Below are 13,690 nucleotides of genomic sequence, written 5' to 3' on the forward strand. Positions count from 1 at the left end.
TTTATAGGCTAAATTCTTCTCTGTATTGCTTTAAAGCTTCTTTCAGAATTTCAGCACTTCTTTTAAGATCTTCTTCTTTCAGTACGTAAGCAATTCTTACCTGTTTTTTACCTAATTCTGGATCGCTGTAGAAACCTCCGGCAGGAGCTACCATGATGGTTTCTTTGTTAAGAGAATATGACTCAAGCAGCCATTGTGCAAATTTCTCAGTATCATCTACAGGAAGTTCAGCAACACAGTAGAATGCACCTCTTGGCTTAGGGCAGATTACTCCCGGAATAGCATTTAAAAGGTCTACTAAAATATTTCTTCTGTGGGTATATTCTTCTCTTACAGCTCTGATATATGCTCCATCATTCTGGTGAGCCGCTGTTGCTGCAATCTGTCCCAAAAGAACAGGGCTTAGTCTTGCCTGTGCAAATAGCATTGCTGCATTACGGATTTTTTGAGAACGTGTTACCATACATCCGATTCTTACTCCACACATAGAATAACGCTTGGATTCTGAATCGATAACGATGCAGTTTTCTTTTAGTTCAGGGAAGTCAAGAATAGATACTTGCTGTTTCCCATCATATACATATTCTCTGTATACCTCATCAGAGATAATTACGATATCATATTTTAAAGCAATTTCAGAAAGCTTCTTAAGCTCTTCACGGGTATAAAGGTATCCTGTAGGGTTACCTGGGTTGCAAATGATGATTGCTCTGGTTTTTTCTGTAATCTTTTTTTCAAATTCTTCAATTGGAGGCAGAGCAAAACCTGTATCAATGGTAGACGAAACTGCTACTACATTCACATCAAACGTACTGGTGAATCCATTGTAGTTTGCATAATAAGGTTCAGGGATGATTACTTCATCTCCATCATCGCACAACGTTGAAATAGCAAAGTTCAAGGCTTCAGAACCCCCGTTGGTAACAATGAAGTTATCAGGAGTAAGATCTGAAAAACCTAAAGAATGGTAATATTCTGTAAGGGCTTTTCTATAATCCAGGTTACCTTCAGAAAGTGCATATTCCAGTACTTTAAGATCAATATTCTTTAAAGCATTTAACGCTGTTTCCGGAGTTTCAATATCAGGCTGCCCGATATTAAGGTGATATACTTTTATTCCTTTTTGTTTTGCTTGTAACGCAAAGGGAACCAGTTTTCTTACCGGCGATGGCGGCATATGCAGTGCTCTGTTTGAAATATTCGGCATTGTTCAAAAAATTTGTATGACAAAAATAGGATTTAATTTCTCAATAATAAAATTAAGCAGAAGAAAGAAATGGCTTATGATCTACTAGAAGTGCAGATGATTTTAATAATTGTAATATTAATGTTGAGTTTATTTTTAATAATTATTGATTATTTCTTAGAAATAAGTTTTTTATGTTGATATTTTTCTTAATTTTCAATTTAAATATAAAAAAAATGACAATAAGTTTATTTTCTAGAGTACTTCCTGCGATTGCTCTTCTCTCAGTCGGCTCTATTACAGCTCAAAACTTTCAAACGATGCCCATTGCATCCGGATTTACAGCGGATGTAATTGCTAATGGAATAGGATCAGCATCGGTTTCTACAACATCTGATGTAGATGGGGTGTCTTTTGCTTTTGTGGCGAGAGATTTTAAACTAACCTCTACCAGTACTCCTCTTACATATGGTCTTCCTGTAGACGGAATCATCAATTCAGTGGTAGCTTCTACTCCCGGACTTTCCTATCAATTGGGCGATTTAAGTGCCAATAACTCTTTAAAGCTAGCTTCAAGCGGGGATAACGGAATTTTGGTGCTGACTACTCCAAAAGCTGCTGTTAAACTGTATATGCTTGCTACGAGTGGTAGTGGAACATCCGTTGTAAGTGCTACAGTAACTTTCACAGATAATACAACTCAGACATTTTCCAATATCAGTCTTTCAGATTGGTACAGTGGTTCTAATTTTGCCATTCAGGGGATTGGAAGAATTAATAGGGATAACAATGTTTTGGACCCTAGCAGTAATAATCCAAGACTGTATCAGTCCGTTTTGAATATTGATGCAGCCAATCAGGCTAAGCCAATACAGAGTATTACAATTACCAAAAGTTCAGGAACAGGTATTCCTAACATATTTGCTTTCTCAGCAGACGCTTTTTCAGATTGTATGGCACCTGTTACAGATGCTGCAACTGGAATAACTTCAAATACTGCACAAATCTCATGGACTGTTCCGGCAAGCAATCAGACTACAGGTTATGATATTTATTATAGCACAAGTTCAGCTGTACCTGCGGCTAGTGCCAATCCTAATCATTCAAATGTTACAGGAACTTCTTATACTCTGAATAACTTATCTTCAAGTTCTACTTATTATTATTGGGTAAGAGCCAATTGCAGTACAGCAACAAGTAAAAGTGCATGGTCTCTTGCTAAATCATTTACAACACAATGTGGTGCGGTAGTGCCTTCCTATACTAATAACTTTAGTAGTTTTCCAGGATTATGCTGGGCTAATAATTTAGTAGGAGGAGATCCCACTACTGGACCATCAGGTACAGGCTCTTCTTATTGGGGATCACGTAGCTTTTTAAATACTTCAGCAAATGGACCTTCAGCATCTATGAATTTATTTTCTTCGGATCGAACAGGGTGGCTGAAAACAGGAGCTTTTAACCTGTCAGCAGGAGGATATAAAGTGAAATTTAATTATGGAGTTACTACCTATTCAGGTACTGGATCTTCTTCTATGGATAGCGATGATGTTGTTCATTTCCTGGTTTCCAATGATGGTGGAACTACATGGATGATTCTGCAAACCTGGGATGCAAATAATTCTCCATCTAACACATCAAATGAATACACTTTCGACCTGGCTAACTTTACGAATGCAAATACCATATTTGCTTTTTATGGAAGTACAGGACCATTAGACGAAGACTTAGATTATAATTTCTATGTGAAGAATTTCACGATTGAAAATGCTCAGCTAAGTACCTCGGAAGTAAACCGACAGGAGAAAAAAGTATCCGTTCATCCGAATCCGTTTAAGGATATTCTGTATATATCAGATACAAGAGATATTAAGTCGGTAACCATAACAGATACTACAGGAAGAACAGTGAAAACGGTAGAAGGTTCTGGAAAAGAACTTGATCTAAGCAGATTAAATTCGGGACTGTATTTTGTGACTCTTTACTTTAAGGACGGATCTCATTCTACTGTAAAGGCAATCAAAAAATAATTTTTTTAGTGTAAATAAAGTTGAGCGGCGGTACATTTTTGTACTGCTGCTTTTTTTATGTAAGAAAGTCCTCAAAATCTTAAAATCATGTAATCTTTAAAATCATGTAATCTAATGATATTAATGTATTATACTTTCAGCAATCATATGTCGGAGAGTAACTTCCAACCTCTATCTTCCAGCTTCCTGTCCAATAATCAATAATTTTTCTTAATTTAAGCCTCAAAAACTTACTGAAAATGCAAATTATATCCAACTCACTGGAAGATTACCTTTCAAAAATTCCGGAAGAAAGACAGGAGCCATTTAAAAAACTTTTTGATGCAGTGAATGACAACCTGCCTAAAGGTTTTGAAGAAATGTCTAATTATGGAATGTTGGGCTGGGTAGTTCCTCTAAAAACTTATCCTGCAGGCTATCATTGTACACCAGGTGCCCCATTGCCTTTTATTAATCTGGCTTCGCAAAAGAACTTTATTGCATTGTATCATATGGGATTGTATTCCAGACCTGAACTTTTGGATTGGTTTGTAGCCGAATATCCTAAACATTCCAAGAAAAAACTGGATATGGGTAAATCCTGTGTACGCTTTAAAAAACCGGAAGATATTCCTTTTGAATTAATTGCAGAATTAAGCAAAAAAATGACTGTAGAAGATTGGATTGGGATTTATGAGTCTCAGTATAAAAAGTAAGGGGAGAAAGCTGGAAGCTGGAGGAGGGAAGTTAGAGATACTTTTTGTGTTACTGACTTCTTTCATTCTTTTGATGGAGAATATTCTCAATATTAAAAAGATTAATCAATAGGAGTTCGAGTTATTTTCCGATTGGATCAACTTCCATCTTCCAACTTCCTTTCTTAAAAAAAAGCCCTGGATTATACCAATCTCAGGGCTTTTTTTGAATGAGGAAGACTGGTGTCATTTGGTTTATATTGTTGAGGTTGGAAGCTGGAGGAGGGAAGTTAGAAGTACTTTTTGTGTTACTGACTTCTTTTATTCTTTTGATGGAAAATATTCTCTGTTTTGAAAGGTTAATTAAAAGGTGTTCGAGTTATTTTCGGTTGGATCAACTTCCGCCTTCCCGCTTCCAACTTCCTTTCTTAAAAAAAGCCCTGGATTATACCAATCTCAGGGCTTTTTTTGAATGAGGAAGACTGATGTCATTTGGTTTATATTGTTGAGGTTGGAAGCTGGAGGAGTGAAGTTAGAAGTACTTTTTGTGTTACTGACTTGTTTCAGTCTTTTGATGGAAAATATCCTCTGTTTTGAAAGGTTAATTAAAAGGTGTTCGAGTTATTTTCGGTTGGATCAACTTCCGCCTTCCCGCTTCCAACTTCCTTTCTTAAAAAAAGCCCTGGATTATATCAACCTCAGGGCTTTTTTTTGAATGAGGAAGACTGATGTCATTTGGTTTATATTGTTGAGGTTGGAAGCTGGAGGAGTGAAGTTAGAAGTACTTTTTGTGTTACTGACTTGTTTCAGTCTTTTGATGGAAAATATCCTCTGTTTTGAAAGGTTAATTAAAAGGTGTTCGAGTTATTTTCGGTTGGATCAACTTCCGCCTTCCCGCTTCCAACTTCCTTTCTCTTAAAAATTAATATCCCAGATTCCCGATCTGCGTTCAAGTTCGATCAAAGCGGCTGCATTATCAGCAAGGGCCTGGTAATAATCTTTTCTTACTCCATTGTAGGTTCTTTGGGCATTCAGTACTTCGAGAATGGAACTTTCTCCTCTTTTATAACTGTAGGTGATGCCGTCCAATATGCTTTTTGCTTCAGTAAGCATTCCGTTATGAAACTGTTTTACCTGCTTTTGAGTGGCTCTATATTGTTGATAGGCCTGCATGACTTCTGCTTGTATTGCCTGTTCAGCCTGATGGTATTCCAGTTCTGCCTGGGAATGAGCCATTTCTGCTATTTTTAAATCTGCATTTCTTCTGTTGGAAAATTTTAAAGGAATACTTATTCCTAGTTTTACTGCATTTACAGTGGGAGAGGGGGCAATTTCGTTTGTCGCTTCAGTGTGGCGCTCTGCTCCGGCATTGATGCCCAAATCTATTTTTCGGTTGGCTTTTTCAAGGTTGATCTGGCTTTTGGCTACTTGTGTATTCTGTTTAGCGGCCAGCAGGTCTGCTCTTGTATTTAATGCCTGAATGAGCAGATCGTCAATATTAAAATCCCTGTTGAAAGCATTAAAATCCCCGGCAACATTTCTATCTGTTATTTTGCCATCACTGAGAAATACAGCCAGTCCGGTCATTGACTGTTGTTCTGCACTTTCAGCCTGATATACTTCATTCAGAAGAGATGCCGCTTCCAGTTTACTCTGTTTTGAGGTGACCAAAGATATTGTTCCTAAACGATACCTGATGCTGTCTGATTTTGCAAGCTGCAGGATGTTTTTATAAGAATCCTGCTGTACTTCGAGAATTGCCTTGGATTTTAAAGCTTCTACATAACTTAGACTCGCATCAGCACGAAGATTTCTGAAGAAATCCTGTAATTGAATTTTACTTAATTCAGCCTGATCTTTGGCCAGGTTTATTCTTGCTTTTCTTTTTCCTCCCATTTCAAGGGTCCAGCCAACAGAAGCACCATATACATACCCCATATTTTCTTTAATTCCATTATTGGTCGTTTCTAGATCCAGTTGTGGATCCGGAAACATACTTGCCGTCTGAATAGAGGCTTCCGCCATTCCTACATTGTATTTCTGAGCGGCATATCCCAGATTTTTCTTTCCGACAAGGCTCAGGTATTCTTCAAAATTCAGAACTTCTTTTTCCTGTGCCTGTACCTTATTGGTCACGCTGAGTAATAAGGTTATTCCTATGATAAAGTATACTCTAATTTTCATGTGTAAGTGCTTCATCTGATTCTAAATTTTGTTTTTCGTTGCGGCGCTCTGCCATAAAATAGATAGCAGGAAGAACGAATAGTGTTAAAATAGTAGAGAACATTAATCCGTACACGATTACAGTTGCCAAAGGCCGTTGTACATCAGATCCGATTCCCGTAGCCAGTGACGCTGGAAACAATCCGATTACTGCCACTGTTGCTGTCATCAATACCGGTCTGAAACGATCTTGTGCCCCTTTGATGACGGCAAGCTTCAGATCGTATCCTTTTTTACGGAGATCATTGATATGAGAAATCATAATGACACCATTCTGAATGGCAACTCCGAAAAGAGCAATGAATCCTACAGCAGAAGATACGTTCAAAGACATTCCACGGAGGTTAAGAGCAAGCATTCCTCCAAATAAGGCCAGCGGAACGATAGACATCAATACCAATGCCTGTTTGAAATCTCCAAATGCACCATACAATAACAGGAACATAATAGCCAATGCCAAAGGAACAATGAACGCCAATCGGGAATACGCTCTGTGTTGGTTTTCAAACTGCCCACCCCATTTGATCTGATATTTTTCATGGTCATATTTGATCTCTTGTTCAATCTTGTCCTGGGCTTTTTTCAAGAAAGAAGAAAGGTCAGTTCCTCTTAAATTCAGTTTTACGGTAAGGTGTCTTTTATTCATTTCTCTGGTAATGGTACTTTCTCCGGTACTTAATTTTACTTCTGCAACCTGAGATAGTGGGATTTTAGCTCCTGAAGCTGAGGTGAGCATCAGGTTTCCTATTTTATCAGGAGTGTCACGGCTGTCTTCTGTGTAACGACAGGAAATATCATAGACTTTGTTCCCAATAAAGATCTGCGAAATTGCTTTTCCTCCAAGGGCTACCTCAATAAGATCGGCAACATCTGAGACGTTTAATCCATATTGAGCAATCTTATCTCTGTCAGCAATAATCTGCAGCTGAGGAAGGGGAGGTTCCTGATCAATGGCAAGGTCGGCAGAACCTGGAATTTTGTTTAAAGTAGACAACACATTTTCGGCAATTCTTCTGGTTTCCTTGAAATCTTCTCCATATACCTTTACAACGAGTTCACTGTGTGCTCCGGAAATTTTATCCATTACTCCGTCAATCATCGGTTGTGAGAATCCGACTGTAAAACCTGGCATTTCTTTGTAATCAGCCGCTAATTCTTTAATGAGGTCTGCTTTGGTTTTTCCGGAAGGCCATTCGTCGTAAGGCTTTATCCCTATAGAAACTTCAAAGTGAGAAGCTGTCCACGGATCGGTCCCGTCGTCGTTACGGCCAGCCTGAACCATCATATAAGTAATTTCGGAATGTTTCAGTGTTTTGGCTCGTAAAGTATCGCTCATTTCTTTTGCTTTAGCCAGGGAAATACCTGGAGGTAATTGTACCTGAAGCCATATAGAACCTTCATCCAGCTCAGGCAGGAAGTCTTTTCCTACAGTATAAGAAAGGATGCCGGCTGATAATAAAACAATGCTTATTGGTATGATTACCATTTTAGGAGCCTGCATTATTTTTTCAATCCTTTTGCCATAAAGAGTACTTATTTTTTCCAGCCATTTGTTATGATATATTTTTTGTGGTTTTCGATAGATCACATAAGCCAGACCGGGAATAAGGAGCAATGCTACAGCAAGAGCACCCAGTAAAGCATATCCTACTGTAAATGCCATGGGAGTAAACAGCTTTTTCTCTACTCTTTCGAATGCAAACAATGGAAGATAGGCTGTGATAATGATAATTGTAGAAAAGAAGATAGGTTTTGCTACTTCAATCACTCTTTGGGTAATGGTTTTTTCTCCCAAAGATTCTTCAGGATTCTCTTCCCTTTTCTTAAGAATGGTTTCCAGCATTACAATGGCTCCGTCTACAATAATTCCGAAGTCAATAGCTCCTAGGGAAAGAAGGTTAGCCGGAATATTGGTAAAATGCATTAAAATAAATGCAAATAATAATGAAAGCGGGATGGTAATGGCTACCAATAAAGCTCCACGCCAGCTTCCTAAGAATATAATCAGTACAATAATAACAAGTACAATTCCTTCAGTAAGCGTATGGGAAACCGTGTGAAGGGTAGTACTTACAAGGTCTGTTCTGTCAAGGAAAGGATGAATTTTCACACCAGGAGGTAGGGTTTCATTGTTTAATTCATCAATTGCCTGATGAACACCTTCCAATACCTGTGATGGGTTTTGTCCTCTTAATAATAACACAATTCCTTCTATACTTTCCGGATAGTTTCGCTTTCTGTCTGTATATCCCAGAATACCTTTTCGTTCAAGATTTCCGTATTTCAATGTTCCTACATCATTCAGGAATACCGGAACACCATTTTCAGTTTTTACTACAATTTTTCCAAGATCATTTAAATCTTTTACAAGACCGATTCCTCGGATAACATACGCTAAATTTCCACGGGGAAGCATACTTCCTCCGGCGCTCACGTTATTTTTTGAAATGATTTCGGTAACTTCAGATAATGAAAGACCATACTGTTCAAGTTTATGAGGATCTAACTCCACCTGAAACTGGGTGGTAATCCCACCGAAATTAGTCACATCTGCAATTCCTGAAACCTGTTTGATACGTGGAATGATTACAAATTTCTGCAAATCTGTAAGTTCCCGTAAACTATGATTATTACTTTCAATGATATAGCGGTACACTTCGCCGATAGGAGAGGTAAGAGGATCAAGACCTGGCTGTGCACCATAAGGAAGAGTAACATCTGTAAGTCTTTCCTGAATACGCTGCCTTGCCCAATAATCATCAATACCATCATCAAAAACCATAGTAATCATGGAAAGTCCGAAGGTGCTCTTGCTTCGCATAACATGCATTCCCGGGAGGCCATTAAGCGCTCTTTCCAAAGGAATCGTAATTTGCTGCTCCACTTCTTCAGCAGCCAATCCCGGAACCTGGGTAACCACCTGCGAAGTTACATCAGCGATATCAGGATAGGCTTCAACGGATAATTTGGTCCAGGAATAATAGCCAAAGAACCCCAGTAAAAGGAAGAGTGCCAGCATCAGCCATCTCTTCTGTATAGAGATTGTCAAAAGTTTTTTCATGTTCTTAATAGATATTATGTACAGCACAGATATGTCCTGTACTTTTTACATCAGTTCACTTTACATTATTTCGCATCCAGCATATAAATTCCACCTTCGGTCATAATGGTGTCACCTGTCTTTAATCCGGAAGTGATTCTGATCATTTTCTGATCAGTTTCTCCGGTGGTTACCGAGCGTTTGGTAAATTGATTTTTTCCTGTTTTGAGCCATACATACTGAGAGCTGTCTTGCTGCATGAGGGCACCGATAGGAATCATAACTGCCTTTTCAGGAGTAGTAGCGAAATTGACGGTCGCATACATGCCGGGTTTTAATTTCCTATCCGGATTATCACATTCGATAAGGACTTTTATACTGCGGGTGCTTTCATCTACGACTTCATTGATATGATATACTTTTCCGGTAATATTTCTGTCCGGATAAGCGCTTACTTTTACAGAAACATGATCTCCGATATTGACAAACCGAATATCTTTTTCTTTTACATCTCCGGAAATCCAGACTTTAGATAATTCAGCAATGATGATGACAGGATCGGCATCACTTTTCAGAAACTGACCGTTGACAATTTTGTTGGAAATAACTTCTCCATTAATTGGGGCTCTTACAATAAGAGGGCTTCCGATACCGCCGCCTTTGCTGTTGTAAACTTTCAATGCAGAAGATGCATTGGAAAGTGATGTTTTTTTATTCTTGAAATCCGTTTCTGCTTCGTCAAGTTCTTTCTGAATACCGACTCCGTGTTTTACCAGATCCTGCTGGCGTCTGTAATTTTTCTCTGCAAGCTGTACATCGTTCAGTGCATCTGTGTAATCTTTCTGAACTGAGAAATAATCAGAGGAAAGGATTTCGAAGAGCGGGCTGTTGGCTGAAATATTTTGCCCAAGCTGAATGAAGGATTTGGTAATTCTTCCGGAAAAGGGACTGGCAATTTCTGCATAATGGTTGGGAATAGCCTGGATCGTTCCAGCGGAAACGATTCCATCACTATGCTCTTGTTCAGCAACGATTTCCGTTTTTATTTTTTTGAATACAGGATTGTTTTCGGAAATGGTAACCTGATTGTTTTTCAGGATAATTTCCTGTTCCGGATCTTGTGGGACATTGTCTTTGCAGGACATTGCAAAAAGAATGATAATGTTTAAGATAATTCTTTTCATAATCTTAATAAAATTGGGTACTGTTGCTGATTTTGGGTTTTGGATTGTTCTTTTTCTTGTTAATGACCAGTTTTTTACTTCGTGCTTCCTTTTGAGTAGATAAAGTAGGCCGCAGAAATATATTCGTAGAAACAATAAAAAAGACAGTAATGAGTGCTTCTTTGGGATATCCGAGTGCACATAATGCTCCTATAGCAGCAGAGCACCATAAAGTAGCGGCAGTATTCAATCCCCGGACGGTAAGGCCATCTTTCATGATAACACCGCCACCGAGGAATCCGATTCCGCTGACAATATAAGAAGTGATTCTTCCAGCTGCATCACCACCAATTCTGATGGCAATGAGTACAAATGCTGCGGAACCTATGCAAACTAGAGTATTGGTGCGGAGTCCTGTATTTTTTTTACGCCACTGTCTCTCGAAGCCTATACCGGCGCCTAAACAGAATGCAGTTAATAAACGAAGTGTAAATTCAAATGTATTCATAACTTTTCCTTTTTTCATAAAGCTTATAAGCTGTACGGGAAAAGTGAGTACAACTAAAGCTTTTAAGATTGATAATTACTATAAGGATCTGCGTCCATGTGCTTTATTTTTTACAGGGCAAAAGTAGTAAGACTGGCTTTTTTCAGCCGTTAGAAAGGCTTTAGAATGTTATTAGAAAACTATTAGAGAAAGTGGAATGACGCTTTTGAAATAAAAATTAGATTATTGATAGTATCATATGATATTATCAATGATGAAGTTTCTTGATCAGATTGTAAGTAAAATTACTTTTAATCAGTTGTATTTCAGTTCAATGTTGGAAATTACTGCTGTACAAAGATTTACCAATGGTTACAGATGGGAAATTTACTTGTAATCTGTAACCTTTTTTTAAGATAAAATTTTAATACATTTGACAAAATTCAGCTTTATATTATAGAGAGCTCTATAGAATAAAGGTTGATTTATCTCCGGTTTCAAACCCAAAGTAGTCTTTATAAATTATATATTTTAGAAATGAAAAATTCAAACTTAGCGATCCCCGCCACATTATTAGCCATTATCTGTGTACAGGGCGGAGCATCCATTGCCAAGCAGCTTTTTCCGGCAATTGGAGCCATTGGAACCGTTACTTTGAGGATTGTACTTTCTGCTATTTTACTTACCATTATCAACCGGCCCAAATTTTTACAGTTTACCCCGCAAAAATGGAAGTATTGTGCCATGTATGGAGTAGGATTGGCTGCAATGAACCTTATTTTCTATATGGCTATTCAAAGAATTCCTTTGGGATTGGCTGTAACCGTTGAATTCGCGGGGCCTTTATTTCTTGCATTAGCATTATCTCGTAAGGTATTGGATGTGGTATGGGCGTTATTAGCCTGTGCAGGGATATTACTTATCGTTCCGTGGAAGAGCGATCATATCGATTTATTAGGACTTGGATTAGCATTTCTGGCAGGAATATTCTGGGCTCTTTATATTGTAATGGGTGGAAAGGTTTCTAAAATAATGGATGGAAAAGATGCTGTTACCACAGGAATGCTATTTGCAAGCTTAGTGATTATTCCTTTTACGATTTGGGATGGAGCTGTGTTTAATATGACTCCGACTATTTTTGTAAAAGGGCTGGGCGTTGCCATCCTATCGAGCGCCTTACCATTTTCATTGGAAATGATGGCTCTAAAAAAGCTTCCTGCAAAGACTTTCAGTATTTTGATGAGTCTTGAACCAGCATTTGCTGCTCTGTCCGGTTTGGTTTTTCTTGCTGAAGAACTTAGTTTTCTACAATGGATTTCTATTTCCTGTGTAATTGCGGCTAGTATAGGAACTACCGTTTTCAATAAAAAGGCTGTTTCTCATAATTAAGTTCTAAGAAGGTTATTTTTTATTTCCCACAAATAACACAGATTTATACAGATCTTTATGGATAAGAAAACCAGGTATTCTCTAAACTTATGTTTCTTTATAGCTCAAAAAATTTGCACGTAAAAAAAATTAACCCTTTTCAATATCAAAGACTACCATAAAAACAGTTGTATTATTTTCTGAGGTGACTTTTATAGAGGCCTGATGAAGGTGAATAATTTTCTCAGTAAGGAAAAGTCCGATTCCGTATCCCTTTTCTTTTCTGGAATTTTCACTTCTGTAAAAAGGTTCAAAAATGTGAATTAAATCTTCTTCAGAAATAATGATTCCAGTATTGATGAAACTGATATAAAGTTTCTCTGTATCTGCTTTCACATCTATAGAGCATAAGTGCTCAGGCGAATATTTACAGGCATTATCAATTAAATTAGTGAAAGCAACCTGCAGCAGGTATTCATTTCCCTGCGTAATCAGTTGATGTTCTTCCACCGTATCATCAATATTCAGGGAAACTTTATACCTTGGGTTTTCTTTTAGAATCTTTGCATAAGATTCCAGAAGTACTTCATCAATTCGTATCTCTGAGAAACTGATTTCATTAGGATCATAACTTGCTTTAGCGAGATCCATTAAGCTATTGGATAACTTAACCATATTACGGGCATCTTCTAATGCATATTGAATGGTTGACCTGTATTCTTCCTTTGTCAGTTCTTTTTCAGAAGCCAGCTCCAATTCTGTGATAATTGCGGAAAGTGGTGTACGAAGTTCGTGTGAAATATTGGAGACAAAATACTTTTGCGCATCAAACGAATTTTCAAGACGTTCCAGCATTCCGTTAAAATTCTGAGCCAGTTCGTTAAGTTCATCTTTTTCTCCAGTAGTTTTAAGACGTAACTGTAACTTTCCGGCAGTAATTTTTTTGATCTGGATGACCATTTCACTCAGAGGACTTAATGTTTTTTTGGAAAGAAATATTCCGGCCAGATAAATGAGTACTAAGATACTGATGAAAGAAGCAATGCTTATTGTGAGGAGATGCCTAAGGGATTCATACCCATATTTGTCATAGGAAGCAGCTGTGACGGCATAGGTCTTTCCATGATGATGATATACCATTCCGATCACTTGCAGGTCTTCCATAAAGAAACTTATTTTCTTTTTCTCAAATATCTGAGCAAGCATTTCCGGGGTTTCTTTTACATAATCCACTTTCGCATCATCGTGGTAGACAAGTTGTTTTTTTGAGTCATAAATGGCAACCTGAACTTCATTAAGAGTTCTGTTGTTGTTTTTATAGAGCTTATGCATTTCCTGTTCCGGTAATGAACTTTGGAAAAATAAATCTGCTTTGGCAATAGCCTCATTCTGTAACTCGCTGTAAAAAGACTTTTCTCTGGCTTCTTTTGAGGAATAATAGATCGTAATACTGTAAACACTTAAAAGCATTGCAGTAATTAAAGTAAAAAGCAGAGTAAGTCTTGTCCTTATTTTCATT

9 protein-coding genes are annotated in these 13,690 nt (G+C 37.8%); 3 read left to right on the forward strand and 6 right to left on the reverse strand.

Annotated elements, in window-relative coordinates; all coding sequences use genetic code 11:
* Nucleotide 1: 1 nt before the first annotated feature.
* Nucleotides 2-1,207 carry a pyridoxal phosphate-dependent aminotransferase gene (locus H5J24_RS02520; RefSeq protein ID WP_068944543.1) on the reverse strand — a complete coding sequence of 402 codons (1,206 nt, stop codon included), beginning with the start codon at nucleotides 1,205-1,207 and terminating at the stop codon, nucleotides 2-4.
* A 215-nt stretch (nucleotides 1,208-1,422) separates the two neighbouring features.
* Between H5J24_RS02520 and H5J24_RS02525 the strand changes: the two genes are divergently transcribed.
* Together H5J24_RS02525 and H5J24_RS02530 are read left to right on the forward strand one after the other, a co-directional pair.
* Nucleotides 1,423-3,216: a T9SS type A sorting domain-containing protein gene (locus tag H5J24_RS02525; protein ID WP_068944542.1), complete on the forward strand. Its 1,794-nt coding sequence runs from the start codon at nucleotides 1,423-1,425 to the stop codon at nucleotides 3,214-3,216.
* Nucleotides 3,217-3,455: 239 nt separating this feature from the next.
* Nucleotides 3,456-3,911: a DUF1801 domain-containing protein gene (locus H5J24_RS02530; protein ID WP_068944541.1), complete on the forward strand. Its 456-nt coding sequence runs from the start codon at nucleotides 3,456-3,458 to the stop codon at nucleotides 3,909-3,911.
* A gap of 894 nt (nucleotides 3,912-4,805) precedes the next feature.
* Here H5J24_RS02530 and H5J24_RS02535 read toward each other — a convergent pair.
* The 4 genes from H5J24_RS02535 to H5J24_RS02550 all read right to left on the reverse strand — a co-directional run bounded on the left by H5J24_RS02535 (nucleotide 4,806) and on the right by H5J24_RS02550 (nucleotide 10,824).
* Nucleotides 4,806-6,074 carry a TolC family protein gene (locus tag H5J24_RS02535; RefSeq protein WP_068944538.1) on the reverse strand — a complete coding sequence of 423 codons (1,269 nt, stop codon included), beginning with the start codon at nucleotides 6,072-6,074 and terminating at the stop codon, nucleotides 4,806-4,808.
* On the reverse strand, nucleotides 6,064-9,174 hold the full coding sequence (locus H5J24_RS02540) for an efflux RND transporter permease subunit (protein WP_232816006.1): 3,111 nt from the start codon (nucleotides 9,172-9,174) through the stop codon (nucleotides 6,064-6,066). The genes H5J24_RS02535 and H5J24_RS02540 overlap by 11 nt, the downstream gene beginning before the upstream one ends.
* A 65-nt stretch (nucleotides 9,175-9,239) precedes the next feature.
* Nucleotides 9,240-10,337 (reverse strand): efflux RND transporter periplasmic adaptor subunit, encoded by a 1,098-nt coding sequence (locus H5J24_RS02545; protein ID WP_068944536.1) that lies wholly within the window; start codon nucleotides 10,335-10,337, stop codon nucleotides 9,240-9,242.
* 4 nt (nucleotides 10,338-10,341) lie between these two features.
* Nucleotides 10,342-10,824, reverse strand: a complete 483-nt coding sequence (locus H5J24_RS02550; protein ID WP_068945192.1) for an MgtC/SapB family protein — start codon at nucleotides 10,822-10,824, stop codon at nucleotides 10,342-10,344.
* Nucleotides 10,825-11,340: 516 nt separating this feature from the next.
* Here H5J24_RS02550 and H5J24_RS02555 point away from each other — a divergent pair.
* Nucleotides 11,341-12,192 carry an EamA family transporter gene (locus tag H5J24_RS02555; protein WP_068944535.1) on the forward strand — a complete coding sequence of 284 codons (852 nt, stop codon included), beginning with the start codon at nucleotides 11,341-11,343 and terminating at the stop codon, nucleotides 12,190-12,192.
* A 129-nt stretch (nucleotides 12,193-12,321) separates the two neighbouring features.
* On the opposite strand, the gene H5J24_RS02560 is transcribed toward H5J24_RS02555, so the two are convergent.
* Nucleotides 12,322-13,689: a HAMP domain-containing sensor histidine kinase gene (locus H5J24_RS02560; RefSeq protein WP_068944534.1), complete on the reverse strand. Its 1,368-nt coding sequence runs from the start codon at nucleotides 13,687-13,689 to the stop codon at nucleotides 12,322-12,324.
* Nucleotide 13,690: the final 1 nt, after the last annotated feature.

It is taken from the genome of Chryseobacterium capnotolerans (assembly GCF_021278965.1).
Taxonomy (GTDB): Bacteria; Bacteroidota; Bacteroidia; order Flavobacteriales; family Weeksellaceae; genus Chryseobacterium; species Chryseobacterium capnotolerans.

Bases quoted from the DNA above. Each gene is read 5' to 3' on its own strand.
- H5J24_RS02550 (WP_068945192.1), bottom strand. From the start codon at position 10,824: ATGAATACATTTGAATTTACACTTCGTTTATTAACTGCATTCTGTTTA.
- H5J24_RS02560 (WP_068944534.1), bottom strand. From the start codon at position 13,689: ATGAAAATAAGGACAAGACTTACTCTGCTTTTTACTTTAATTACTGCA.
- H5J24_RS02540 (WP_232816006.1), bottom strand. From the start codon at position 9,174: ATGAAAAAACTTTTGACAATCTCTATACAGAAGAGATGGCTGATGCTG.
- H5J24_RS02555 (WP_068944535.1), top strand. From the start codon at position 11,341: ATGAAAAATTCAAACTTAGCGATCCCCGCCACATTATTAGCCATTATC.
- H5J24_RS02525 (WP_068944542.1), top strand. From the start codon at position 1,423: ATGACAATAAGTTTATTTTCTAGAGTACTTCCTGCGATTGCTCTTCTC.
- H5J24_RS02545 (WP_068944536.1), bottom strand. From the start codon at position 10,337: ATGAAAAGAATTATCTTAAACATTATCATTCTTTTTGCAATGTCCTGC.
- H5J24_RS02535 (WP_068944538.1), bottom strand. From the start codon at position 6,074: ATGAAAATTAGAGTATACTTTATCATAGGAATAACCTTATTACTCAGC.
- H5J24_RS02530 (WP_068944541.1), top strand. From the start codon at position 3,456: ATGCAAATTATATCCAACTCACTGGAAGATTACCTTTCAAAAATTCCG.
- H5J24_RS02520 (WP_068944543.1), bottom strand. From the start codon at position 1,207: ATGCCGAATATTTCAAACAGAGCACTGCATATGCCGCCATCGCCGGTA.